Origin of the sequence: Rhizobium sp. 32-5/1, assembly GCF_029537235.1 — a bacterium.
In the GTDB taxonomy this organism is placed as follows: domain Bacteria; phylum Pseudomonadota; class Alphaproteobacteria; order Rhizobiales; family Rhizobiaceae; genus Pararhizobium.
In genome coordinates this window covers 1,028,726-1,053,528 of the sequence record NZ_CP120639.1, presented here as the reverse complement: position 1 = coordinate 1,053,528, position 24,803 = coordinate 1,028,726, and the positions used below count along the sequence as shown (strand labels likewise).

20 protein-coding genes and 7 pseudogenes are annotated in these 24,803 nt (G+C 56.4%); 11 read left to right on the top strand and 16 right to left on the bottom strand.

Annotated elements, in window-relative coordinates; genetic code table 11:
- Positions 1-26: 26 nt before the first annotated feature.
- The 4 genes and pseudogenes from P6U16_RS26820 to P6U16_RS26805 all read left to right on the top strand — a co-directional run bounded on the left by P6U16_RS26820 (position 27) and on the right by P6U16_RS26805 (position 2,355).
- Positions 27-500, top strand: a complete 474-nt coding sequence (locus P6U16_RS26820) for an SRPBCC family protein (protein WP_277704378.1) — start codon at positions 27-29, stop codon at positions 498-500.
- 70 nt (positions 501-570) lie between these two features.
- Positions 571-1,235 (top strand): annotated as a pseudogene (locus P6U16_RS26815) (NAD(P)H-binding protein).
- A 404-nt stretch (positions 1,236-1,639) separates the two neighbouring features.
- Entirely contained in the window at positions 1,640-1,978 is a 339-nt protein-coding gene (locus P6U16_RS26810) for a DUF982 domain-containing protein (RefSeq protein ID WP_277704377.1), read from the top strand.
- Positions 1,979-2,148: 170 nt separating this feature from the next.
- Positions 2,149-2,355 (top strand): hypothetical protein, encoded by a 207-nt coding sequence (locus P6U16_RS26805; RefSeq protein ID WP_277704376.1) that lies wholly within the window; start codon positions 2,149-2,151, stop codon positions 2,353-2,355.
- Between the two features lie 29 nt (positions 2,356-2,384).
- Here the strand turns inward: P6U16_RS26805 and P6U16_RS28610 are convergent, their stop codons facing one another.
- The 5 genes and pseudogenes from P6U16_RS28610 to P6U16_RS26785 form a co-directional block, all read right to left on the bottom strand.
- A complete protein-coding gene (locus tag P6U16_RS28610; RefSeq protein WP_349017720.1) occupies positions 2,385-2,759 on the bottom strand; it encodes an MBL fold metallo-hydrolase in 375 nt (124 codons plus the stop codon).
- 134 nt (positions 2,760-2,893) lie between these two features.
- Positions 2,894-2,962 (bottom strand): annotated as a pseudogene (locus P6U16_RS28605) (hypothetical protein); the annotation flags it as partial.
- A 153-nt stretch (positions 2,963-3,115) separates the two neighbouring features.
- Positions 3,116-3,881 (bottom strand): annotated as a pseudogene (locus P6U16_RS26795) (amino acid ABC transporter ATP-binding protein).
- Positions 3,882-3,922: 41 nt separating this feature from the next.
- Positions 3,923-4,600, bottom strand: coding sequence for an amino acid ABC transporter permease (locus P6U16_RS26790; protein WP_277704375.1), 678 nt, complete (start codon positions 4,598-4,600; stop codon positions 3,923-3,925).
- A gap of 11 nt (positions 4,601-4,611) precedes the next feature.
- Positions 4,612-5,439 carry a transporter substrate-binding domain-containing protein gene (locus P6U16_RS26785; RefSeq protein WP_277704374.1) on the bottom strand — a complete coding sequence of 276 codons (828 nt, stop codon included), beginning with the start codon at positions 5,437-5,439 and terminating at the stop codon, positions 4,612-4,614.
- Between the two features lie 160 nt (positions 5,440-5,599).
- Here P6U16_RS26785 and P6U16_RS26780 point away from each other — a divergent pair, with 160 nt between their 5' ends.
- Entirely contained in the window at positions 5,600-6,523 is a 924-nt protein-coding gene (locus tag P6U16_RS26780) for a LysR substrate-binding domain-containing protein (protein ID WP_277704373.1), read from the top strand.
- Between the two features lie 147 nt (positions 6,524-6,670).
- Here P6U16_RS26780 and P6U16_RS26775 read toward each other — a convergent pair.
- Positions 6,671-7,562: pseudogene (locus P6U16_RS26775) on the bottom strand (DMT family transporter).
- A 44-nt stretch (positions 7,563-7,606) separates the two neighbouring features.
- Positions 7,607-8,008 carry a 4-oxalocrotonate tautomerase family protein gene (locus tag P6U16_RS26770; protein ID WP_277704372.1) on the bottom strand — a complete coding sequence of 134 codons (402 nt, stop codon included), beginning with the start codon at positions 8,006-8,008 and terminating at the stop codon, positions 7,607-7,609.
- Positions 8,009-8,096: 88 nt separating this feature from the next.
- Here P6U16_RS26770 and P6U16_RS26765 point away from each other — a divergent pair, with 88 nt between their 5' ends.
- Positions 8,097-8,939, top strand: a complete 843-nt coding sequence (locus tag P6U16_RS26765) for a LysR family transcriptional regulator (protein WP_277704371.1) — start codon at positions 8,097-8,099, stop codon at positions 8,937-8,939.
- Between the two features lie 102 nt (positions 8,940-9,041).
- On the opposite strand, the gene P6U16_RS26760 is transcribed toward P6U16_RS26765, so the two are convergent.
- Complete coding sequence (locus P6U16_RS26760; protein ID WP_277704370.1) at positions 9,042-9,347, bottom strand: antibiotic biosynthesis monooxygenase family protein; 306 nt, start codon at positions 9,345-9,347, stop codon at positions 9,042-9,044.
- Positions 9,348-9,485: 138 nt separating this feature from the next.
- Between P6U16_RS26760 and P6U16_RS26755 the strand changes: the two genes are divergently transcribed.
- Positions 9,486-9,809 carry a helix-turn-helix domain-containing protein gene (locus P6U16_RS26755; RefSeq protein ID WP_277704369.1) on the top strand — a complete coding sequence of 108 codons (324 nt, stop codon included), beginning with the start codon at positions 9,486-9,488 and terminating at the stop codon, positions 9,807-9,809.
- Between the two features lie 367 nt (positions 9,810-10,176).
- Here P6U16_RS26755 and P6U16_RS26750 read toward each other — a convergent pair whose 3' ends face one another.
- The 3 genes from P6U16_RS26750 to P6U16_RS26740 form a co-directional block, all read right to left on the bottom strand.
- Positions 10,177-10,545 carry a hypothetical protein gene (locus P6U16_RS26750; protein WP_277704368.1) on the bottom strand — a complete coding sequence of 123 codons (369 nt, stop codon included), beginning with the start codon at positions 10,543-10,545 and terminating at the stop codon, positions 10,177-10,179.
- Between the two features lie 2 nt (positions 10,546-10,547).
- Positions 10,548-11,465 (bottom strand): AraC family transcriptional regulator, encoded by a 918-nt coding sequence (locus P6U16_RS26745; protein ID WP_277704367.1) that lies wholly within the window; start codon positions 11,463-11,465, stop codon positions 10,548-10,550.
- A gap of 291 nt (positions 11,466-11,756) precedes the next feature.
- Entirely contained in the window at positions 11,757-12,125 is a 369-nt protein-coding gene (locus tag P6U16_RS26740) for an integration host factor subunit alpha (protein ID WP_277704841.1), read from the bottom strand.
- Between the two features lie 579 nt (positions 12,126-12,704).
- Between P6U16_RS26740 and P6U16_RS26735 the strand changes: the two genes are divergently transcribed.
- On the top strand, positions 12,705-14,519 hold the full coding sequence (locus tag P6U16_RS26735) for a methyl-accepting chemotaxis protein (protein ID WP_277704366.1): 1,815 nt from the start codon (positions 12,705-12,707) through the stop codon (positions 14,517-14,519).
- 815 nt (positions 14,520-15,334) lie between these two features.
- On the opposite strand, the pseudogene P6U16_RS26730 reads toward P6U16_RS26735, so the two are convergent.
- Positions 15,335-16,221 (bottom strand): annotated as a pseudogene (locus P6U16_RS26730) (alpha/beta hydrolase); the annotation flags it as partial.
- Positions 16,222-16,788: 567 nt separating this feature from the next.
- On the opposite strand from P6U16_RS26730, the gene P6U16_RS26725 reads away from it, so the two are divergent.
- Positions 16,789-17,772 (top strand): glycerophosphodiester phosphodiesterase family protein, encoded by a 984-nt coding sequence (locus P6U16_RS26725; protein ID WP_277704365.1) that lies wholly within the window; start codon positions 16,789-16,791, stop codon positions 17,770-17,772.
- 434 nt (positions 17,773-18,206) lie between these two features.
- Here P6U16_RS26725 and P6U16_RS26720 read toward each other — a convergent pair whose 3' ends face one another.
- The 4 genes and pseudogenes from P6U16_RS26720 to P6U16_RS26705 form a co-directional block, all read right to left on the bottom strand.
- On the bottom strand, positions 18,207-18,941 hold the full coding sequence (locus tag P6U16_RS26720) for an autoinducer binding domain-containing protein (RefSeq protein WP_277704364.1): 735 nt from the start codon (positions 18,939-18,941) through the stop codon (positions 18,207-18,209).
- A 423-nt stretch (positions 18,942-19,364) separates the two neighbouring features.
- Positions 19,365-19,791: pseudogene (locus tag P6U16_RS26715) on the bottom strand (transposase); the annotation flags it as partial.
- Between the two features lie 50 nt (positions 19,792-19,841).
- Positions 19,842-20,138: a hypothetical protein gene (locus P6U16_RS26710; protein ID WP_277704363.1), complete on the bottom strand. Its 297-nt coding sequence runs from the start codon at positions 20,136-20,138 to the stop codon at positions 19,842-19,844.
- A 334-nt stretch (positions 20,139-20,472) separates the two neighbouring features.
- Positions 20,473-21,194, bottom strand: a pseudogene (locus P6U16_RS26705) (LuxR family transcriptional regulator).
- Positions 21,195-21,630: 436 nt separating this feature from the next.
- Between P6U16_RS26705 and P6U16_RS26700 the strand changes: the two are divergent.
- Both P6U16_RS26700 and P6U16_RS26695 read left to right on the top strand, forming a co-directional pair.
- A complete protein-coding gene (locus tag P6U16_RS26700; RefSeq protein WP_277704362.1) occupies positions 21,631-23,418 on the top strand; it encodes a methyl-accepting chemotaxis protein in 1,788 nt (595 codons plus the stop codon).
- A 71-nt stretch (positions 23,419-23,489) separates the two neighbouring features.
- Positions 23,490-24,470 (top strand): sensor domain-containing diguanylate cyclase, encoded by a 981-nt coding sequence (locus P6U16_RS26695; RefSeq protein WP_277704361.1) that lies wholly within the window; start codon positions 23,490-23,492, stop codon positions 24,468-24,470.
- Positions 24,471-24,803 lie beyond the last annotated feature (333 nt).

Below are 24,803 nucleotides of genomic sequence, written 5' to 3'. Positions count from 1 at the left end.
ACAACTTCGAAACGAGGACCATCATCGTGATCTATTCAACCGCAACCATACCGGTAAATCCGGAAGGCGAAACCATGCTCACCCGGGAGCAGGTCTGGAAGGGCCTGGAGCTGAAGGCGCGTGATGCGCGCCTGTTTCTCCCGCCCGGCCTCTGCACCCGCTGCGACGTCATTGAGGAAAGTGCTATCCACTTCGTGCGCGAAGCCACCATCGCCGGGTCCGACATCAGGGAGATCATCACGCTTGAGCCTCGGAGCAAGATCACCTTCTTCCAGGCAACCGGCCCACGCGAAGGCGCCATCGTCAACGAGCTTTTCGAGAATGAGGCCGGCGAACTGCAGCTGAAGTTCTATTGTTACCTCGGCTTGCGCGGAAAGCAACCTGATGGCCGGGAGGAACAAGCCGAGCAGGCGCAGTTCGACAGTGACAAGGGCTACAAGTCGGCCCTCGTGTCGACGCTGAAGCGGACCCGCGAATTGCTCGCAGAAGACCGCCTCTGATTACCCGCAGCATCAAACCCAACAGGGCGGCCTCCTCAGAGGCGCCCTGTCTTTCGAGAGGAGCACGCCAATGACCACGTCCAGTACTGACACAATTCTGGCCGCTGCGCCGCAGATCCTGATCCTCGGCGCAACCGGGCCCACCGGCCGCCACCTCGTTGGCCAGGCGCTGGCCCGCGGCTACGATATAACCGTCCTGGTGCGCTCGCCGGAAAGGTCGCATACAGGAAGGGAGCGAAGATCGTCGTTGGAGACGCCCGCGACGTGAAGGCGTTGCGCCAAGCCGTCAAGCGTCGCGATGCCGTAATGTGCGCGCTTGGCGCACCCGCCCGCCCGTTTCATGAAGTCACGCTTCTTTCGACCGCGACTCGGGCGTTTGTTAGCGCCATGAAGGCGGAACACGTTTCGCGTCTGGTTACTATTCCCGGTATCGGCGCTGGCGACAGCGCAGAGCACGGTGGCCTCCTCTTCGACAAGCTGATCTTCCCTCTGCTCCTGCGCAAGGTCTACGTCGACAAGAACCGTCAGGAGGCAATCATCAAGGGCACAGATCTGGATTGGATCATTGTCCGTCCTTCCGTTCTCAACCACAAGCCCAGACGCACCACGATCCAGACGCTCACGAGCTTGAACGAATTCCATGGCGGCTCCATCTCGCCCGAAGACGTGGCGACCTTCGTTCTGGATCAAGTCACCACGGACCTATGGCTACGCAAGTCCCCGTTAATCACGTGATAGCGTTCGCTTGAATAGCGACCCTGAAGTAAAAATAGTCCTCGATTCGCAAAAACGTCCTCGAAGAAAATGTGAAGACGATTCTAACGCAACGTTAGGCATGGTATCCACTGTGAAAGGCACGTTGATATGGGCCTGCCCGTCAGGTTGCGGCTACGCATGCCCGCCGAATTCCTCAAAAAGCCGGAAACCGACCGCCCCGACATCGATCATCGCATCACAGCTAGGCCAGTCACCACGCGTATCCCTTAGGGCCGCGCAGCTACTCCACCAGCCGGCCGATCGCCGTGACAAAGGCATGATCTTCCGTCGACAGTTTGTGTTATAATTTCCATTTTTTCAAACTTAAGTCCCGCAACAGCTTGATCAGGCATGGAGATGCTAACGAAATTTCAGGCGCAGCCATGTGGAACAGGACAGTAACAATTGAATTACAGGGACGCGGCACAATCCATGTCCGCAATATTCGAAGCACCAGTGAGGCCGCACATTGCCTTCTGCGTGAATGGCCAGTCAACTCCGGCAATCCGTTCAAGCAGGCCATTATAGGCTGCAAGATGGCGTTGTCCGGAGAACTCCCCGATACTCTGGCTAGATTTCCATTTCAGAAGGCAGCGCGCGAGGCGGGTCTGACGTTCTCTTTAAGCCCAGACATTGCGCAGCACGATCAACTCGTCTCCGAGATTACGGAGGCCTCCGCAGAAATGTACGCGCAATACATTTTAGAGGATCAGTATGTTTGAAGATGACATTACGCGCGCGGCGTGGATCATTGCAGCCAAACACATTGCGCGCGGACAAAAGGATCCGACACATATGATAGCAGAGGGCATCCGCTCGGAGCGTGAGCGTTGGACTTCTTTGCAAACAAAAACTGACGACCAGCAAGCATCACGGCCGTCATGACTTATGAGTGGGACGAGACGAGTTTCCGGAAAAGAAAGATGTTCCGCAGGATAGTGGTGGCGATAGTTCTTGTGGCGGTGTCTTTCAGCCTGGCCGCCGCTCTTTCCTGATTTCCGATGTAAGTCGCTTGCCCCAGCCCAAGATCATCGAACTGGTCAAGGTCAGCGATGAGGGAATGGAGTTTGACTTCATGGACGCGCAAAAGCGCCGCTAGGGCCCTTGCGCTGCGGTTAACCGCCGCCTTTAGGCTGACGCATCGAGATAGGCTTTGGCAATCACGCGCATGCGTTCTCGCGACATTGGCGCGCCGTGGCCGCCATAGGCCATGGAAACATCGAGATCGCGCAGCCGGCGCATGGTCATCCGGTAGGCAGGTTTGTCGCAGCCGGGCAGATCATCGACCAATGTGCCGTCATAGATCGCGTCGCCGCTGAAAAAGATGCCTGACGCTTCATCAAACAGCCCGATCGATCCGGGCGAATGCCCGGGCAGGTGCAAGACCTTGTAGGATGGGCCGCCGATTTCGACGGTGTCCTTGTCGGTAAGAACCTTGCTGAGCGGAGCCGGGAGTATCGTGTAGCTGTCCTGCTCGAAGGACGGCTCCGGCTTCTGTTCCACCCCTGGGGCAGCTCACGAAACAGATGTGCCAGTGTGGCGGCATCCTCCATCCCCGCGAAGCCGTCAGCCTCGGCGGCATGGCCCAGTCGATGTTCGAACTCGTGGAACGAGCCGATATGGTCCGCATGGACATGTGTCGCCAGCGCAATCACAGGCTTTCCGATCTCGATATTGAGAAAGGGACCCAGCGGGGCGAGGCCCATTCCAAAATCGATAATCAGATCGGCATCCTTGCCGACGACATGAAAAAGTTGGCCCTGAAAAACCGGTGCACATGCGGCTCCCAGATGCGTCGGATGGTATCGGTGAGTTGTTCTGCACAAAACCACTTTGCTTGGTCAGTCATTTTTTGCCGTTCAATGGAGGAGATTGCTGAGGAAGCGTTTTGTCCGCTCGTGCGAGGGCGAGCCGAACAATGTTTCGGGCGCTCCTTTCTCGATGATCCTGCCATCGTCCATGAAGACGACCTCGCTTGCGACTTGCCGCGCAAATCCCATTTCATGGGTGACGCAAATCATTGTCATCCCGTCCTCGGCGAGCCCAACCATTGTATCCAGCACTTCCTTGACCATTTCCGGGTCGAGCGCGGATGTGGGTTCGTCAAACAACATAATGCCCGGCGTCATGCAAAGCGCACGGGCGATGGCAACGCGTTGCTGCTGCCCCCCGAAAGTTCGCCGGGATAACGATGGGCCTTTTCGGGGATACGAACGCGCTCCAGAAAAGCCATCGCAACGTCTACCGCTTCCGACTGAGAGCGCTTGCGGACCCAGCGCTGCGCCAGCGTGCAATTTTGAAGCACGGTCAGATGCGGGAAAAGATTGAAGTGCTGGAACACCATCCCGACATCCCGCCGCACATGGTCGATTTTTGATGTATCGTCGGTCAATTCAACGCCGTTGACCATGATCCTACCGCTTTGATGTGTTTCCAGACGGTTGATGAATCGGATCAGTGTCGATTTCCCCGAGCCTGACGGGCCGCATATCACAATGCGCTCCCCTGCCTGACCTTCAGCGAGACATCATGCAGGACATGATAGGTGCCGTAGGACTTGTTGACGTCCAATAGTTCGACGGCCGACGGCCGTTGCGCATCGGGCGACGGGAATCTCTCGATCATGGATGTTCCTCGTTAGGCGTAAAAAGAATGACGAAAGGGTTCTAACGATGCCCTTTCGACAGGGCGCGTTCGATGCGGGACTGAACAATGGTCAAAACGGAAACCATGGCCATGTAGTAGACGAGTGCCGCGCCATACCATTCGAGGAAGCGGAAACTCGTTGCGATGGCAAACTGCGTGATCGTCATCAGTTCTTTGAGAGAGATTACGGTTGCAAGGGAAGTCGCCTTCAAAAGCGATATGAATTCGTTGACCAATGCAGGCATGGCGATCCGCAGAGCCTGGGGCAGCGTAATCAGCAGGAAGATTTGCCATTTATGCAAGCCGAGTGCGGCAGCGCCCTCTTTCTGACCTTTCCCCACGGCATCAAAGGCGCTCCGCAGGATCTCGGAGAGATAGGCGATCTGGATGAGCGTCAGGGCGAGGAAGGCCGCAAAGAAAGGCGTGAACCAGCCCGCCCGGAAAATCGGCGATATTTGCGGCAGCCCGTTCCAGACGAAGAGTAGGATCAGCAGGCCCGGAGCACCGCGGAACAGCCAGACGTAAGCCCCAACAAAAAAGCGCAACAGCTTGTTTTTGGAGCCGGCAGCGGAACCGAACGCCATCCCCAGCACCAGCGAAACGCTCATGACCAGCAGGGAGAGCACGACCGTCAGCATAGCCCCTTTCGCAAGGGGCCAGCCGAATAGGGCGGAGAGGAAGAGGTTAAAATCGAACATTGCACCGCCCCCTAGTCGTGAGCGACATCCGTCGATGTTTCCGGCAAGCCCCATTTGACAAGCAAGGTTTTCATTTCCCCGCTTGCCTGCAGCGCCTCGATTGCGTCCTTGACGAGCTTTCGATCACCGGTGCTTTTGCGCATGTAGATGCCGTAGGTTTCGCTCTCGTCATACGTATAGGCGATCTTCAGCCTGTCGGGCATCTGCAGCATGCGGAACGCGGCAGTGGTATCCTGCGTAACCGTGCCTGCAGCCCGGCCGACAAGTATCTGTTCGATGACGCCCGACGCGGACGGATAGGTTTGGATAACGGCCTCTGGCTTGCCGTCCTTGGCGAACCTGGCATTAAGGTCGGCCATCGTTTTTTCATAGGTCGTGCCGGCCTCGATCGCCATGACCTTGCCGTTCATATCGTCCGGCGTTTTGGAGATCTCATCTGTTTTGGGAACGAGCAGAACCACATGCGACCCGAAATAGGGTACGCCATCGTACTTCTCGAGGCGGGCCGGCGTGATCATGATACCGCTTGCGACCAGATCGCAACGGCCACTATCGAGAGAGGGCAGCAGCCCCTTGAAATCGCCCACAACAAATTCAGCCTTCGCGCCCCACTGTTTGGCGATAGCATCGACGACATCGATCTCAAAGCCGACGAGATCCGTGTCACCGGGGTTCTTGTAATATTGCATCGGCGGGAAATCGCCGGCTGTGCAAACCTTGAGCGTTCCGCTCGAGGCAAAGTCCGGTTGAGCCCCATCCGCCTGGGCTTGCCCTGCTGCTACCAGAGCAACGAGGCTGCCGGAGAACAATCTGGTCGCCCATGTCAGTCGCTTATTCATGTCTACGTTCCCTCTTTTATTGGGATCTCTTTTGAGATCCTCTGCTCATAGCAACATGGAACAATTAGGCAGACAATCTAAATTTTATGAGATAAAATAGGCAGAAAAACTAAACGAATGTTGGACTGCAAATGAACTTAGTGCAAAAGGAGACAAGCGAATGGCTTTGCCACCGCTGAACGCACTGCGCGCCTTCGAAAGCGTCGCCCGGCTTGGTCACCTTGGTGCGGCAGCCGCGGAATTGCATGTAACGACCGGCGCGGTCAGCCAGCAGCTTCGCACCCTTCAGGACGTTCTTGATGTCCCACTGTTCGAAAAGCGTGGTCGACAACTCGTGCTGACGGAATATGGCGCCATCCTGCAACGCTCCGCCCGCCGGGCAATGAATGCATTAACGACCGGTGTTCAGGAAGTTGCCGCACAAAGATCAAATGACGCAGGCAAAAGTACGCTGACGATCTCCATTCCACAGGTGCACGGAGTTGCCTGGCTGGCCACCCGCCTGTTCGAGTTCATGTCGGAGAACCGAAACATCACCCTGAATGTCATAACTGCCAGCCGTTCCAGTGATGTGAACTGGCGAAAGGCAGACATTGCGGTTGTCTACGGGGCGCCGCCATGGTCGGGTTTCTGGTGGCAACTGCTTCACGGCATTCACATGACACCGGTATGCAGTCCGCAATTGTTGCGTGGCCCGCACGCGATCCGACAAATCGGAGATCTTGCCCATCATCGCCTTCTGCACGAGGACGACGGTTCTCAATGGAAGATCTATCAGTCAGCAGCAGGCGTTACCCAGATTGGCCATTCCGAGGTGTATTTCGACGACTTCGGGATCGTGCTGCAAGCTGCCCGCGATGGATACGGCGTTGCGTTGAGTGACGAGATCATATCCGCGCGCGATCTTGACGAAGGACGCCTGGTCCAACCTTTGGCCCTCACAGTACCGGCGCTTCAAAACTATTACTGCCTGTGCACGGAATCGAAACGTGAACGACCGGACGTGAGTCACTTTGTCGACTGGCTGGTCGCGGAGGCAAGGAAAGCCACAGACTTGAGCAAGGGACGCGTTTTCCTTCCGTAGGATGTGACTGCATTCTTGAGTCCGCCCTCATTTATCTTGCAGAAGCTCGGGTGCGGATTGCGGCACTCGTTGACCGACAGGACGGCGCCTTGCTGACCGGCGGCTCCTGACGAGTCTGAACGGGAGGGCCAAGTCTGAGCTTGTCGCCTATCTCCAAAAGATCAACGCCATTCCCGCCACCACAAGTGCGGCTCCGGCCCATGCACCAGGTGCAGGTACTTCCCGGGTTTTCAGCCAGAGCATCGGAAGGATGATCACAGGTGTTGTCGCAGACAACGTAGAGACAATGCCGACCTTTCCGCCGGAAAGCGCGAAGAGAAAAGCGTCATACCGAAGGCCAGGGCGATGATACCTGTCATAGCGGTCTGGAGAAACACGCTCTTCGTTAGTCCGCCCTTCGGCCTAACCCCTCGATGGGCAGCCGGGTGAGCGCGGTCAGGCAGAAGGCGCCAACCGCAACACGCAGCATGGAGGCGGCCAGCGGATCGATCCCGCTCGCCATGACGGGCCTCGCGATCAGTGAGCCGATCGCCTGGCTGAGCGCGGCCAGTAACCCAGCCAGGACGCCAAGCCAAAGGGGTCCCTTTACAATCTCCCATTGGTGCAGCTGCGCCTTGCGCTTGCCGAAGAGGATTGCGAGCAGAACGCCGCAGAGCGCCAGGCCTATGCCGATCACGGCGGCACCGGAAAGCTGTTCGCCGAGCACCAACCATCCGAGCAGTGCGGCGATCGGGGCATTGAGCGCGAACAGGATTCCCGAGCGGCGCGGCCCCAGCCGGTTCAGGCAGGTGAACAAAAGCGTGTCGCCCACAAAGATGCCGATGAAGCCGGACAGGAGTAGGGGCCACAGTACCTCAGGCCGCAGTTCCTGCCATGTCCCCGACGCGAGGACGTACAGGCCGAGCAGGAGGGCGACGAAGAGCTGCCGCGTCCGGTTGAAGGCCAAAGCTCCGAGATATCCCGCCGGGCCTGTCGACAGGAGTCCTGTCAGCGCCCAGCAGGTCGCGGCACCAATGGCCGCCAATTCATATATCGGCATCTCGTCCTCCTTATCCCGCGACCCGCTTTATCCGGTCGCCGACGCTACATGTGCTTGCGCGCCCATCGCTGATTCTGGGTCAGCCCGCCATAGCCATAGGCATCGCCGTCGACGGCGTGGACCAAGACATAGCTTGCCTCGTGCGCCGGACCGACCAGCGCGTTCATCCCATCATAGACGCGCCGGACCCATTCGGTCGTTTCGTCCTTGATGTTCGTGCGCTCAGTGATCGAGACCTCGACATAAAACGTTCCGATCTTCTGGTCGGCGACACTCGAACCGGCAACGATCCAATCACCAGCTTCGGCGCTCTCCACCAGGACCGCCGTGACACCCTGATCCTTATGTAGGATTTCGGCCGTAAGGCGAGACAGCAGAGCTGCGACATCCTGTTTCGGATCGCGTCCGTCTCGGGGTTTCGTGTAGCGGGCTTTGATCATGGGCATGGGGCATCTCCTTGTTGCCACAGGACCTTGCGCAACTTTCATCATAATGAGAAGATGCGCTTCGATATTCCAGCCATAGTGATTTTATATGATCGATCTTGAGGGCATCCGCCTGTTCATTCTTACCGTCGAACTCGGCAGCATGACGAAGGCAGCCGAGGCAGCAGGAACCGTTCAGCCCATTGTCAGCCAGAAACTGAAGACGCTGGAGCAGCGGGTGGGCAGGCGTCTCATCGACCGTACGCCGCGGCACATGCGGTTGACAGAAGACGGGGAGGTCTTCCTGCCGAAAGCGCGAGAGCTGCTGGCCAAGTACCAGGAAGCGGTGACCTTCGACGACGAAACACCCCTGAATTTCTCCCTTGCTGTCAGTGACCACGCGATCGGAAGTCGCTTGTCGCCAGCAATTCGGGCCATGCGTTTGGCGCTTCCCGCCAATGCGGTCATCGAAGTGAGCGTCGGCTTCTCCCCGCACGTCCGGGAGACCTTCGTATCAGGAAAGGCCGACGCCGCCATCATCCGGCGCAACAGCGGTTCTTCCGACGGCGAGATTCTGCGCACCGACAGGCTCGGTTGGCGGGCGTCCCCGGATTGGCGGCCGCGCTCGAACAGCGCCATCTCCCTGGTGTCCCTGGGATCCGGATGCGGAGTCCGGGAGCTCGCTATAGCGGAGCTTCGAATGGCCGGCGTAGAGTGGCGCGACGCCTTCACCGCCGGAAGCTGCGCGGCCCTCCATGACGGAATTCTTGCAGGCGCGGGTGTCGCGCCAATGGGCGACATCTGCGCTCGCGGTCTGCCCGACCGCGGCGCCGAGCTAGGGTTGCCGCCGCTGCCATCTTCAGACATCGTCCTTCTTTCCCGCGCCCGAACGCCAGCCCATGCCTCGGCGATCAGGGCGCTGGCTGCGGCCGTATCGAGCACGGCCGGCTAGGCTTATGAGATGAGGGTGTCTTGTTCTTCGGCCGCGGCACCTTCAGCAACAGTCCGCCCCGCGCGCGGTCAGCGCTGCGCGGGTGGTGTGGTCGATAGCGTCCTAGCGTTGCCACTGGATGTCGAGATGTGCGTAGTGCCGCATCTCGGTGATTTCACCCACAAAGGGACGGATCAGAGCCAAGAATTGCGGGAAGTGAGGACCTTTGCGAAAGCCTTCGAGATGGTCTTCCCTCGATGTCCATTGGATTCGCAAGATCAAACTGAGCGGTTCTTCCACGCAGCGGGTGAGATCATATCCCAAACACTGTGGCGCGGCACGCAGATGCTCTATTGCAGCACCATAGGCTTCAATCAGCTTCTCTGGGGTATATTCTGTCATCTCATAACGTACGTATTCGACTATCATAGAATTTCCTCAGTTAACTCGCCATCATGATGAACAATTCTCCAGTCCCCGCAATGGCTTACCTCAAGGTAAGCAGTGTACAACTACTGACACCTCAATACCTTTCTGCCTGTGGCGGATCGAAAATGGGAAACATCCGTGGAACTCGATAAGATGCAAGATTGCCCTGTCATGGACACGATTCGAGCGATCGGTGGCAAATGGAAGCCACGTATTCTGTGGCACTTGCGCAACGGAGCGGCCACATTCGGTGAACTACACCGCATCGTGGGGATCTCAGAAAAGGTTCTGCAGGAAAATCTGCGTGCCTTGCAGCGCGATGGACTACTCTCGCGGACGCCTTACAAAGAAGGATCGGTCGAATTCGTCAAATATGACTATACGGATTACGGCCGCACGCTAATCCCCGTCTTAAATGCCGTGGGAATGTGGGGCTTACTGCACAAGACAAGATCCGCTTGAGCGAGGACGCTTTGCCACTGTTGAGTATGCCGAAACGAACAGGTGTCGCAATGCGTCGGGCTGCCAGCACACGTTTCTTGAACTCATAGGACTTCAACACCCAAGGAGGAATGCCGGTTCGCAGGCGCATGCTTTTCCTCGGCGTCCTGGACACCGTCCCATGAGCCCCACGGTAACGGTTGTATCATGAGCGGCGCTCGACTTCGGCGGCTCCTCCGCGATGTTTGTGACGATGTCGCTCATTGGGCAGCGGCCACCTCTTGTGTCAGCCCCGGAGGTAGCATCAAGCTCAATCAAAGGCAGCTTTTGGGCAAAGGCGTGTACCGCCTCTCAACGGACACGGGGGCGCATTACTGCCGTTCTGCGCCTAAACTCGGCTCAAACGTTTGCTCCTGTGTGACGAATCCCATAACGATTTTGCGTCCAAAGTAGCGAGCATGATTGACGGCACTGCGTGTATAACCGCGCGGGGATCAAAGATGTTGCCCACCGCTGAGCCGAAGCCGAGTGCCAAGGCTGCCCATACCGCTGCAGAGACCATAGCTGCCACAACTGGAAATCTGTCACCCGAGCAGGCCATCAGATTGAATGTGACGACGGCGAGCGTGAAGGCAGTTGCCGATAAAGACCAGACGAAGACTTCTGAGCCTAACGGATAGCCGCTGAAGGTGCCATAGAGATGGCCGAGCGCGCCGAGAGCCAGCAGAGCGCACATGACATAGCGGATGACGTTCATCTTCATTCCTCGCACAACGTGTTGACATATTCGTTCCGGAACATCCGCGGTGTCATCCCGGTCGCGCGGCCGAACGAACGGCAGAATGCTGAAAAGTTCGTGTATCCCACCCGATCGGCCACGACCTTCACCGGTAGACGAGAGCTCCCCAGAAGTTCTCGAGCGCGTTCCATCCGTAGTTGGTCGAGATATCTCGAGGGTGGCACGGCAAAGGCCTCGGTGAAGCACCGCAACAGGTGGAACTCCGACATGCAAGCTTCCGCCGCGAGGTCGGCCAAGGTAACGTCGCGGCCGAGATCATCGTGAAGCATCTCTCTGGCGCGCATTAGCCTGCGGAGCCGATCGGCCTTCCGAACCCCTATTCGCATGCTGATGCGTGCGTAGCTTTTCACTACGTCTTCGACATGGCCACCGATCGCCATCTGCAACTGGGCCACGAGTTCCCCGAGAAGTAGTTTGGAGTCGGTGACTTCCAGTTGCGTGGCAACCCTGCGCAGCAATGCCGAGAACTTCGAATTGACAGGCAGGCTCACGCTCGATGCTGCACTGTCCAGAAATCTGCGGAGGGGCTCACTTCGCCCTTCGGCGATCTCTTGCCTGTAGAACTCGAATGGAAAGAACAGCGAAAAGCTGTCGGTCTCGACCGCCGTGGCGATCGAGCTGCTGTAGACTTCGTTCTGCCTCACCAGCAAAACTTCGCCAGGCACGACCGACGCTGCCCTGTCGTTCAACTCGTAAGCTTCCAAGCCAGAGAAGACGGTTTTGAGGCTGAAGCCGCCGGTATGCGGTTCAACCGCCAGCTTTCGTGTTCGTAGCCGGAACGCGACGATGCTCGTGCGGAATAGGTCCCAATGCCGCTTTCGCTCCGCCTCTGTTGCGCTTTCCGCCTGATATGCCTGACCGATCAATACTGCCTGCATCCGTGCCTCCGACCCAATTGATAGCGGGCTCGGTCACAACGGTGAAGGCCGCCCCACCGAAAAGAATGTGCCGGAATTGCCAATGTCGAAGTCAAGAGGAGAAAAAGCCAATCCCTTGACCAAACCCTGATCAGAAAACCGTACTTAGGCTCATTCTCGGCGGGAAACCGGCACAGCCTTCGCATGTTGCCGTCACGACACCATTGGCCGGTGTAGGATTGAAGGCCCAACGCAAGGCGGAAAAAGCTGGTCTCACCGATCTGCATCTCGCCGCAAGGGGAACCGCCACTTTTACAGTGAAGAGGTGGGAGGATTTTGAAGTTGCAGAGCTGGGGACACCGTCCTCGTTTTGGCCTTTCGGCTAAGATGCGCCTTTAAAACTCGCTGCCTCAACACATTCGAAGCCTTGAAACTGACGACACGGCGTGGGGATATTGGCGCTTCCTCCCCAGTCTTGGGATTACGGCCGATCCTCTCTTTCTTGTGGCGCACCTGAAAGGTTGCAAAAGACGAAAGCTTCACGACTTCTCCGCGCTCGATCGCGTTACAGACTTCGTCGATGACAGTTTCTACCAGTTCCGCCGATTCAGTGCGCGAAAGGCCCACCTTGCGAAAAACAGTTTCAGCGAGGTCCGTCCGAGTCACCGTTTTTCCGCTCATCTTCTCCACCAGATATTGTTGCATGTCGACCGGCACGCTGCGGGCACGAACGTCGCCGCGAAACTTCCAGATGCTACCGGCATCTTCGCCGGCAGCAGCAATTGCATGGCTGGCGTTGGCCTACGCTCGCCAAATGCCAGATCGCTATATCTCATGCTTAGCATTGGCCGGTGTAGTCGATCAACTTCGGTTGGCACGCAAGAGGGAACGAGGGTTGATTTTCCGGCACTCGCGGCCACATGGGGGATGCGATGACATACGACTGTGACGGCAAGAAAAGCCGAATAATGACAGTGGCGAGGATATCCGCAGCGGTTGCGCTAACCTTGATCGCGATGTCCCTGCCCTTGCTTATTCTCGTCTGAAGTCAAACCAACGGCCCCAGCTTGAGGTAACACAAACGCGCGGCCCACGATGTTGAATGGCGCTGACGCCGAACAGGCGGTAGCATTGGCACTTTCCGGTCTATGAAAGACTAGAGAATTTTTAACCACAAGCGTTCAAATTGTTCCAGTTCGCGTCGCCGGCGTGAGCCTCCCAGTAAAAATGGATGCACGGCGCCGCATTTGGGGGTGAATCATGGGGTTTACTATCGCAAGAAACCTCGCGGCGGTCGGAGTGGCCGTGTCTGTGGGAATGTTTGTGTCGTTCGGATTGCAATATGCGGCACTGGAGCGGCTGAAGGTCAACGGGCCGATCTATGAGCAGATCGTCTACGGGAAGGATCTCATCGCTGACATTCTGCCACCTCCACTGTTTGTCGTCGAATCCTACATGTTGTCCCACGAAGCCGGCGACTTTCCGGATCTAGTTGAAGTCAATCTCACCAAAATCGCGACGTTGAAAAAGGCATATGATGACCGGCGCGCATATTGGCAGACCACACGCCTACCCCAGGCGTTGAAAGACGAACTCAACAGCGAGGTTTTCGTCAAGGGCGATGTCTTTTGGACGGTCCTGGAAGCCGATATTATTCCAGCCCTGAAGGCAAATGAGTCCAGCCGGACGGCTGCCGCGATTGCAAAGCTCAAGACCGCTTTCCACGATCATCAGAATGCCGTTGAACAACTGGTCGGGAATTCGGACGCCTTCCTTAAGTCCGAAGAGCGCAATGCGGCTTCCGAAATTGTGACCTGGACAACAGCCGCGGCCGCAGCCGCCGTAGCCTCATTCAGCCTTTTACTTGCTGGTCTATACTTCTTCCGTCGACGCGCGATCCTGCCGATCGACGGAATGAAACAATATATGAGCAGTCTTGCAAACGGTGACTTTTCGGCCGAGGTGCCTTATGCGGATCGCAGTGACGAGATTGGGCAGATGGCGCAAGCCGTCGTTGTCTTCCGAGAGAACTCTCTCGATCGACGCGAAGGGCATCTGCGGGCCTTGGAGGCAAGGGAGGCCGAGGTCACCCGGGAGCGCCAGCTGGCTGCCGATCAAGCTTTAGCGGAAGCGGAACGCAACGACGTTATCCAAGCACTCACTGATGGCCTCGAACAATTGTCGCGGAGCAATCTCGGTTTCCGGATCAACACGGTCTTGCCGCATTCCTATGAGCCGCTTCGCAAAACCTTCAACACCAGCCTCGATACGCTGGCTAGCTCAATAAATGCCGTGTCCCTCGCAACGGATGCTCTTCGTGGCTCATCATCAAGCATTGCTGGGGCGGTGCAATCCCTTTCGCAACGCACGGATCAGCAGGCGAAGACGATTGACGAGACCTCCGGCGCACTCGCCACGATTATGTCTGCCGTCAATCACTCTTTGAGCCAGTCGGTCGAGGCAAAACGTATGGTGTCAGAGACCAAACAGGCTGCCGGTCAGTGCTCCGGGCTGATGCGCGATGCGATCACCGCCATGCAACGTATTGAAGGATCCTCCGGTCAGATCGGCCAGATCATTAATGTCATTGATCAAATCGCCTTTCAAACTAACCTGCTCGCCCTGAATGCCGGGGTCGAGGCAGCGCGAGCGGGTGATGCCGGTAAGGGTTTTGCGGTCGTAGCTCAGGAAGTTCGGGAGCTTGCGTCCCGTTCGGCGAATGCTGCCAAAGAGATCAAGACGCTAATCTCTTCATCAAGGGAACAAGTTGGCACCGGCGGCGAGCTGGTCAACCGCACCGGCGAAGCTCTGTCTGATATCCAAACAATGGTGGGACAAGTGAGCGAACTGATCGACGCGGTGGCCTCGTCATCCAGCGAACAATCGTCTTCCATCGGTCAAATCAATAAGACTGTCCATCTCATGGACGAAGTCACGCAGCGCAACGCCGCAATGGCAGCCGAAACCAACGCCGCATGCACTGGGCTTAGCGAACAGGTTCAGGCGCTGGAGAAAGTCGTTTCGGGATTCAAAACAATCGAAGTCCGCCCGCACGCTATTTCGCGCGCCGCTTGAAGGAACTTACTCCGCCTCGTCCTTTTACGCCGCGCGGTACACTGGAGGGGCGAAGTGCATGTCGATCGTGGGTCTTACGGCGCCGCCTGTGGGGGTGAGCCGGGGAAATCTGGATCGATTGGCAAGTCTTAAAATATCGGCCGCTGTATCTCTTAATGGCGAACGGAGGACTTAATGGGATTCATCGCCGCGTGATTATGAAGGACCGAGTTTCTAAGCAAGGACATCCAGAGCGAAACGCCAAGACTCTCACTCGGGCGTTGAGAAAGAGAGGCGATCGGATGGTGCTTGCAGCAAAAATCGTGGAGCCAAGGGATGGATCCGAAGGAGAGTGGTAGCGTCGATGTCGTCGGTATTGAGATCAGGGTTTGAAGCAACCCGCTGCGAATAGCCCTTGCACGCAACGCAGAATTGCACCGCCTCAGCCGCCGCGTGTGGAAGCAAGGCAGTGCTATCACCAGGCCGAAGAAGAGACAACGCACTCTTGGGGAATTTTCATTTCGGCAACAGAGATTGCACTCTTCTCTCGCGGGCGCACTGTTTCAACTGCTCCTGCAAAGGTACTCTCCGACACCGTCATCCCCACCAGGAAAAGGAACACCATTCTCAACATGCACTGCATCCGCACGCTCACTGCATACGCGGGCAGTTTGCCGATAAGGAGTTTCCGAAGTGTGATGCTGCCACGGCATACCGACCGCGGTCCTCGCCGAATGGGTACATCGGAAGCGCAGGTATTGGAGGCAAGGTGTTTTCCAACCGTGATTGGTCTGGCAATCACATCGCAGGCCGCTGCTCAATCCCGCTCGCGCATCCCTGATAGCATCTGCGAAACTGGTCGGAGCTTCCTGCGGCACGTTATGCCCGACGCCAGGCAGTACACGGCGGTTATAGAACCCGATGAACTTTCTACCGTCCTCGTCCTTCTGTTGGGGAGGATCCACACCATCGTCTGCGCCTAACACCACGATGCTCGGAATGGTAATATCGGGTTGGCGCGCCAGTCGCGCCTCGACTTCTGCGTAGGCCGGATCTCCTCCAACAACGCCGTACCAATGGCTGTAGGAATGGATCACCACATCGACGAAGTCGGGATTGTAAAAGGAGGCTGCGGTTTGCTCGTATATATCCTCATCGAAGGACCAGGATGGTGACCAAGTCTCCCATAGAAGGCGACTGATCTCGCGCCGCCTCTCCTCTAGGCCTCTGTGGCCACGCTCCGTGTGAAAGTAGTATTGGTACCAGTCGCGCGCCTCCTGATCCGGCATACCTGGTTTGGCGGCGCCAGCGATCTCCTGGATGTTGTAGCCCTTCCCGGCGCTCGCGAGGCCGATTACTCTTTCGGGCCATAACGCAGCGACGATGCAGGCGGCTCGACCACCCCAGTCGTAGCCACCGAGAATCGCCTTCCGAATACGTAGGCCGCCATCAACGCCCGCAGGTCCGCCCCGAGCGCCGCCTGCTCACCAGAGCGCGGCGTATCCGGCGACAGGAAGCGGGTCGGGCCGTAACCACGCAAAAACGGGACAATGCAAAGGTGCCCAGCACCGGCAAGATCGGCCATCACCTCGTCATAGGCGTGTGCATCATAAGGAAAACCATGAAGAAGAATGGTCGGAACGCCGTCCGCAGGCCCCGCCTCGTAATAGGCGACGTCGAGCACGCCTGCGGAGACGTGTTTCAAAACAATTTCCTGCGGCATAACGGATTCCTCCGTTCAACAAGACCCTCTTGGCTTCGAGAACGTCCTCCGAGGCATTCTGGTCGCTGTCTCTCACAGGCTTGGGCGGCGTTGTTAGGCCTTTGGTCCTGATGAACCTCTTATCCCATTGGAAGCAAATGCGAGAAAGCGACGGCAGTTCAGGTTGGATATGGGCGGTTCGTTGCGTCAGGTTTCATGATACGCGCCAACTGGAAAACTGGCTCAGATCCTGATTGAACTCAAGTCTCTGTTGCCAGGTCAGTGGCGTCGCCCAGCGCGTTGGGCCGGGCCGTTGAGTCGCCTGTAAGGGCAGTATCTGCAATTGCAGGAGGCCATTCATGGATAGAAGTTCCTAACGATCAGGCTAAGCGCTAATTTTGCAGTGAAAAGGAAAGCAAGGCCATTCTGCGACGTCGCAGATACCAAGCGCAAAATCGAAACAAAACTCGGGAATTCCGCGACACCACCGAAGTTGGTAGATTATGGAGAGTTTCCCCATTTCCGCCATATGCGGAAAGCAAACACGTTGCAGATTGGCCTGATTCTTAGCCGTGCGGGGAATCCTACTTGCAGAACTTTTGGCGCTATCTAGTCTTCCCGTTGGTGGGGCTTTTCGCCTTCATCTTTCTCAACAATACGAATCTCTTCGCACCAGAATTGAGCGGCAAGCCAATTCTTCTTGCCCATCGTGGAATTGCGCAACGCTTTGATCCGGTCGGCGTCACCAATGATACCTGCACGGCTTCCCGTATCTTCCCGCCGACACATGCCTATCTGGAGAACACGCTAGCCTCAATGCACGCAAGCTTCGAGGCCGGCGCTGACATTGTGGAGCTCGACGTTCACCCTACCACAGACGGAAATTTCGCGGTCTTCCATGACTGGACCCTGGACTGTCGGACTGAGGGTCACGGCGTCACGCGAGAACACTCGATCGCCAACCTCAAAAGGCTCGATATAGGCTACGGCTACACCGCCGACGGCGGAAAGACATATCCGTTCCGGGGTAAGGGCGTCGGACTGATACCGTCACTTCCCGAAGTGTTGGAGACTTTTCCCAACCGAACCTTCATGATCAACGTGAAGAGTAACGATCCCGAGGAAGGGCAGAAACTGGCGACGTTCATAAACGCCCTTCCACCCGAGCGGCGAGCGACCCTGATGGCCTATGGCGGAGATAGACCGATCGCTGCGTTGCGCTCCTCGGTTCCCGGCCTGAGAACGATGTCGCGCGCTTCTTTGAAGGAATGCCTGCTACGCTACATCGCTTATGGATGGACTGGCGCGATGCCGGATGAATGTCGCTTGACGCTCGTGTATGTCCCAATAAACGTGGCCCCGTGGCTTTGGGGTTGGCCGAACCGCTTTCTGGACCGAATGGGGTCGGTTGGCAGTGCCGTGTTCGTAGTGGGCCCCTATTCTGGCGGCGATTTCTCGACCGGCATGGACAGCAATGAAGAACTCGCCCGCCTGCCGGAGGGCTACAGCGGCGGCGTGCTTACCAACGAGATCGAAACTGTCGCCCCCTGGTTTTTTCGACCGCGAAGCTGATATGGCGTCCAGCGCACGAGGGCTCTACGAGATAGAGAGAATGTGCCTTTGCTCATATTGGAAACTGAAGTTCGATTGTCGCTCCTTCCCCAAGAGCAGAAATGATGCGGGCGTCGCCTCCGCTTTGGCGGACAAAACCGTAGACAACGGCGAGGCCGAGGCCTCTTTCGTCAACACGTGTAGTGAAATACGGTCGAAGGCCGTACCTGCTCCTGGCAACCCACAAAGCTTTTATCGCGATGAAGGGACAATTGGATTTGCGATAAGAAACGGTTGATCGCTTCCTTACCAATCACCTATGCGCAAGCTCCCTACCATAGAGGTAAGGGGCACTTTTGGAATACCGGACCAGCGCAATATTGTGAAGCTCCTCTTTGCGCCGATCTTGTTGAAAAAAACGGCGCGCCTTCTATCTGCAACCGTCCAGTTGAACACTATACAATCAATCGTCTGCGGATGGCCTCGGCTATGGCCTGGGTGCGGTTCGTTGCACCAATCTTTTTGACGGCCGATTTGATGTAGCTGTTTACGGTATCATTTTGATATCCTGTGGCGACTGCAATTCCATGACTGGTGAGACCAAAGCTGGCCTGTGTCAGGCAGGCGATCTCGCCCTTCGACAGCCGGAGCTGGTGAGCTGCGAAGCGGTCCATCAAAGGTTTCGTAACGGCCGTGTGGATCGATTCCGAGACAAGCGACAGAAAGGTCATCTCGGATTCCGTGAACGGACTTGACCGCGTGAAGCAGATCGCGCCGTAGACGACTTCGTTTCGCGTCATCGGTATCAAAGTGCGGTTATGGACCGCGAACGTGCGCTGCAGATAGACCAATCGTTGCGGCGGCTCGTGCGCTGCATAGACCTCGCTTTCGACAACGATCGCCATAGACGATCTCGCCGCCAATATGAATGGGTCCACTTTCACGAGCCCGTCGGCATCATAAGCCTCCAAGAATGCGGGCGGCATGTCAGTATCGATGGAAAGTCCGTCACCGAACCTATAATGATCGACGTCGAGGCCGCTGACTGCAATATAGTCGAAGGGAACCGCCATTCGGAGCCGATCGACGATCTCATTCCTGCCAAAATGCCGGTGCTTGGGGACAGAACGGAGATCCACATACTCATCAAGCGCATTCGGGTCGAGGATTGAAAACGGACTAACGGGCATGTTCGATTCCAGAATGTTCGTTAACGTCACTTTTCGGATCATTCCTTAACAGCAGGTTAACGACCGATTTTTTGACCTAGCTGACCTTAATCGCGGGTACCTATGGTGAGCAGGTTGTAAGCTGTAGTCAAACCACGCCTGCGTGAAGTTCCAGGGCATTAGAGCCTCTGATATCGGACCGGTGGTTGGCCATGCGTGTTAACGTCTATGTAAGCCAGGCAAGCGGATCGACATCGTTCATTTTTGCTATCTGCAATAAGGACGATTGTTGCCCATCTGTTGCCGCAGCCTTCGCTACCGGCAAACAGGTGTTTGCCCGGTAGTCGTTTCGCCCCCAATCGGCCGCTCAACGATGTGCGCGAGGCAATCAATTCGCTCAAGCGCAATGGCCTCGTTGTAGGAGGCAAGGTCTAGGGGCGTTCGTGCCGTGTTCTCGGATCGGGTGGCGATGCGCCGGAATCGTTTGAGTTTGGAGAAGCAGCCCTTGATCAGATAACGCTGCGCATAGAGTTTCTTGTAAGCGGATACTCCTTTGCACGAGAGGGGTCATTGGGGATGACGGCTTGCGCCTTTGTCGGCGACAGTCTTGCGTAGCCGGTCACTGTCATAAGCGGTATCGGCCATGACGACGTCGGCTGGTAGATCTTCGATCAGGGCATCGGCCTGCGGTGCGTCGCCCTTGGCCGACGGTGAGAATGAAGCGCATGCGGCATCGAAGACCACGTACCGCCATATGGATTTTGGTGCTCAGGCCGCCGCTGGAACCGCCAAGGGCCTGATCTTCATTTGCGATCGTAGTCTCCACGGCTCCCTCCCGCTTGCTTGACGCACCAGCTTAATTTTCCTTCGCAACCGCCGCGCGAGCAATGGGTGCGACACTGGCTCCCCCAGTTCATTGGGCTATCGCGATGCGATGACGAGTGCCACCTCCCTTTGAACAGCTTCCAGTTCCTCGAAGACCTGACGAAGCGCGTCGCGCGTCTGCACTATCCACGGCTCATCTTGATCGACGCCTGGAGGGTTGGATTCGGAACGGCAGAGTGCCGTGATAGCGGTGCGCTTGTTTACGACGGGAAAAGGAACAATGATCCCCGTGCCTATCCCTTGAGTTGCGCCTTGTGCTTCATGCTGTTGGTCAAGCGGCTTCATCTGCACCATCCAGTTCGACATCCGGGAAAAGTTGAGAAAACAGATCATGCCGCTTTCGTGTAAAAACAGTATTAACTAAAATAGACACCTGTTAATAATGCTCCTATTATGTGCCAGAATTACATGCAATGTGGAAAGGCGGATATTTTCAGATCGCGCCCACATTGTTTCCCTCGCCACTTTGGCGCGTCGTGTCGTCCCTTTCTAAGATGTTGCGGAATCCTATGCACAATTCGGCAGGGAGGAACTTCTAGCCCTGGATTTCGGCCAACACAGCCGATGGAAATCCTGGCCGGGATTGACTGCAAAGCCCATCCGACAACGGCCACCGCAGACCTGACCGCGCACTGTTCTCTCGGCGATTCAATTGACAGAAGCTCGTTTATGCCCGGATAAGATTGAGGCGCAACGCATTGACGACGGCTTGCGTTCTCGTCGAACACCCCAATTTCTTGACGGCCGTGTTGAGTTGATTGCTGACCACGTGCTCGGACAGATCGAGAATTTTGGCAATTTCACTACTCTTCTTGCCGCCGGCTGTGAGCCTAAGGCAATCGAGTTCGCTCTGGGTGAACTCGACCGGGCGGTGTTTTTCTTTCAACGTCAGTTGAGAGAGACGGTCGTAGACATGCGTGGCAATAAAAGAAGTTTCGCCATTTCGCCCTGGCTGAAATTCCGTTCGCCTGAAATCGACATGGCGCCACGTCCGCCCGCGGCATCATGCACGGGGAAATAGGCACCCTTCCCAATTGCATATTTCTGAAACAGGCCAATTACAGCGGATTTCTTGCTTCCATCGCGGTTCTCATTGATGGCCTCGACGTCGTAGTTGAATGGGCGCGTGGATTGAAGCAGCCGCCGGATGACCGGGCTGTCGATCAGCAAGTTGTTCGCATCATAATAATCGACCATTTCCGCCGGCCAATTCGTGATGATCTTCGTTGCGCCGATCTCGAGGGTATCGACCGTGGGCAACGTCAGAACTAGGAATGCATGCATCCCTAGTTCATGAACCAATCCCTTTATGTATTTGAAGATTTCGTAGTGGGTGTTGAAGCCGGCGGCGATGTCTCCGATCAGATCCACCTGCGCGTCCAGTTTCATTCACAAACCCCACTTGGCACTATGCTCTAGGATGCTGCAGCTAATGCCGCATGCCGAATGCTCCTCCAGCAAACGGTTGCATTGCATCATGCAATTGAAACCGGTTCAATTCAAGCCATTTCTCGTTGGTCGTGGCCATCAAGGTGAAGGTTAACAATTGCTAAATGATTTTTTCAGTTTTCTTCTTCGTAGATTCTATTGCACGCCCATTTCGTGGTTTGGAGGTTGTTATCACTTGAACATTTCTTCAGAACGAATCCTGATCAACTTATTGTTTTAGTTAGCATTTTTACATCAACAAAAGTGCATGCAATCGCAGCGTCACGTGTTGATCAGGTTAACAGATACTTTAGCAAATACCCTTATATTCGATTCAAAGGATCCCCCAGAATTGAGGGGTTGTTAACCCCTGGTGTCCGTGTAGGAGAAGACAGCAATGATGAACTTAGGATTTGGATCTGGTGCCAAGGCCATTCTGTCCGCGATGAGCAGATCGCAGGCGATCATCGAGTTCGACTTGACGGGCAAGATCCTCAAGGCGAATGCCAATTTTTGCGCGGCGCTCGGTTATGATGCATCGGAGATCATCGGTCAGCACCACCGGATGTTCGTCGATCCGGCAGAAGCGTCGTCCGCGGATTATCGCGAGTTCTGGGCGAGACTGGCGCGAGGCGAGTTCGATCGGCGCCAATACAAGCGGATCGGTAAGGGTGGCAAGGAAATTTGGATCGAGGCCTCCTACAATCCGGTGTTCAGTGGTGGCAAGCCCTTCAAAGTCGTCAAGTTCGCAACCGATATCACAGCACAAAAGCTGAAGACCGCGGAAGATGCCGGCAAGCTGGATGCCCTTTCCCGCGCCCAGGCAGTCATCGAATTTACTCCAAGCGGTGAGATTCTGACGGCGAACCAAAACTTCCTCTCGACGCTTGGCTATCAGCTTGCCGAAATTCAGGGCCGGCATCATTCAATGTTTTGCGAAGCCGGCTATGCAAACAGCGATGACTATCGACACTTCTGGAGGCGTCTCGCGGAGGGCGAGTTCGTCGCCGACGAATTTCTCCGCATAGGAAAAGGTGGCAAACGGGTCCATATCCAGGCCTCCTACAATCCAATCTTCGATATGAATGGAAAAGTGTTCAAGGTTGTCAAGTTTGCCACCGACGTTACCGGCCGCGTCAGCAACGTCGATCAACTTGCGGACGCTCTCCAGGCCCTCTCGGGCGGTGACCTGACCCAGCATATCGATACCCCGTTCATTCCGACGCTTGAGAGGCTCAGAACCGACTTTAATGGAGCTGCGGAAAAACTGCGCGCGGCCATGCAGGCGGTGGCGGAAAATGCCGGCGCAATCGCGGCCGGTGCGCAACAGATCCGCACGGCGTCAGACGATCTCGCCAAGAGAACAGAACACCAGGCTGCCTCGGTTGAGCAAACTGCGGCAGCTCTGGAGCAGATCACGACCACGGTTGCTGATTCCAGCAAACGTGCCGATGAAGCAGGATCGCTCGTTCGGCAGACGAGGGAGAATGCGGAGCATTCCGGTACGATCGTGCGTGGTGCCGTCGATGCCATGGGGAGGATCGATTCATCGTCCGCGGAAATCTCCAACATAATCGGTGTGATCGACGAGATCGCCTTCCAGACCAATCTTCTGGCTCTGAATGCCGGCGTGGAAGCCGCACGTGCCGGCGAGGCAGGAAAGGGCTTTGCCGTCGTGGCACAGGAGGTGCGGGAGCTTGCCCAGCGCTCAGCCAAGGCAGCCAAGGAAATTAAAGGCTTGATCACATCATCGAACAGTCATGTGAAAAGTGGTGTTTCGTTAGTGGGCGAAACGGGTACCGCTCTCGGATTGATCGTCTCTCAGGTTCAGCAAGTCAACATCAACGTTGCGGCTATCGTGGAATCCGCCCGAGAGCAAGCAATCGGCCTGAAGGAAATCAACACAGCGGTCAACACAATGGATCAGGGTACGCAGCAGAATGCCGCTATGGTCGAAGAAGCAACCGCAGCGGCCCATAGCCTGGCGAAAGAAAGTGATGCGCTGTTCCGTCTGGTAGGCCAGTTCAACATCGGAAACGGTCGAGCTTCGTCGAAACCGCAACCCGCCGCCGCGTCCGCCGCATCGCGACCGTTCGAATCGCCAGCCCGGGGCATGCTCGCCAAGGTATCAAGTGCCTTCCATGGCAACGCTGCCGTGGCCAATGGCTCTTGGGAAGAATTTTGATGCATGCGACGGGGCAGTCCGACCTGCCCGCGTTTCACTCCTTCCAAAAGCATTCACGCGAAAGACTGATAATGTTCCTGGACGACGATCACGAAGCCGGCCAAGCCGCGGAGATCACGAAGCAAACACTTGTCGATACACAGGCGCGGATGGGCGTGATGCTCGACCTCATGCCGATGGGCTTGCTCATTCATACAAGGCAGGGGATCATTTTTGGAAATCAGGAGGCCGCGCGCCTGCTTCAGGTGCCGCAGGATGAAATCGTAGGCAAACATTTTCTCGATTTTCTGACTACCCATGCCGATGAGGCCGCACAGCAGATGGAAGATGCGTTCGATGGCCTGATCGGCGCAAAGCCGACGGAGGCAGAGCTGAGGCCCGCAACCGGCGACGTCCGAACAATCAAGCTGATCGCGGGCGCTTTGCCTTGGGAGGGAAATCCTGTCGTGCAACTGCTGTTGCAGGATATCACCGATCTGATGGCGATCCAGGACCGGTTGCATCGTCTTGCCGTGACCGACGAACTGACCGGAGCGTTCAATCGTCGCCATGCGTTCACGATTGGTCGTTCCTTGTTCGACAACGAGAAAGCCTTGCATCGCGGCATCGCCGTGGCAATTCTCGATGTCGATCACTTCAAGCTTGTGAACGACACCTATGGGCATTCCGCTGGCGACGCCGCCTTAAAAACACTGACGCAAACCGTTAACGAGACCCTTGCTGGCGAACCGTCCCAAGACATTATCTTTGCGCGCGTCGGCGGCGAAGAATTCATGATCCTGTTTCCTGTCATGGTTCCCGACGCCGTGTTCAACGTGTGCGAACGCATCAGGCGCGAGATTGAGCAGCGGCCGGTTCTCTCCGCGGCAGGAACGTTTCGTATAACGGCCTCGATAGGCGTGACATTGCAAGCAGCGGCGGATCCTTCCTTCGACACCGCTTATTCCAACGCGGATAGTGCGCTGTACGACGCCAAATCCGCAGGCCGAAACCGAGTGTGCTGGAATAATCCAACGCAAGAGCCGCTTCAACAGGCGACGATTCTGAATTAAGGCGCAACTATTACAGCTAGTTGGGCAGTGCTTCGCCAAAACAGATATCGCCGGAACAAAAGCATGTCCCAGCAGTCTTGATTTTTAGGGATATCGCCATGCCAGATCCGGCCTAGGGACAGATCTGAAATCGCATTCCGAATACGATGTGAAAGCGACAATTCAAAAGAAATCCGACTTGTCGTTATGAGACCGTAGAAAAGTGCAAAAATGTTTGTAGCGGGCCCTGACCTGCCCCTTCATGTCCAAACATGCGCCATCGAAGCCACAAATTTTTCGCTTCGCGACTGGCGGATGCGGCGCCTCCCTAAAGCTGCTATCGGATTTTAATAC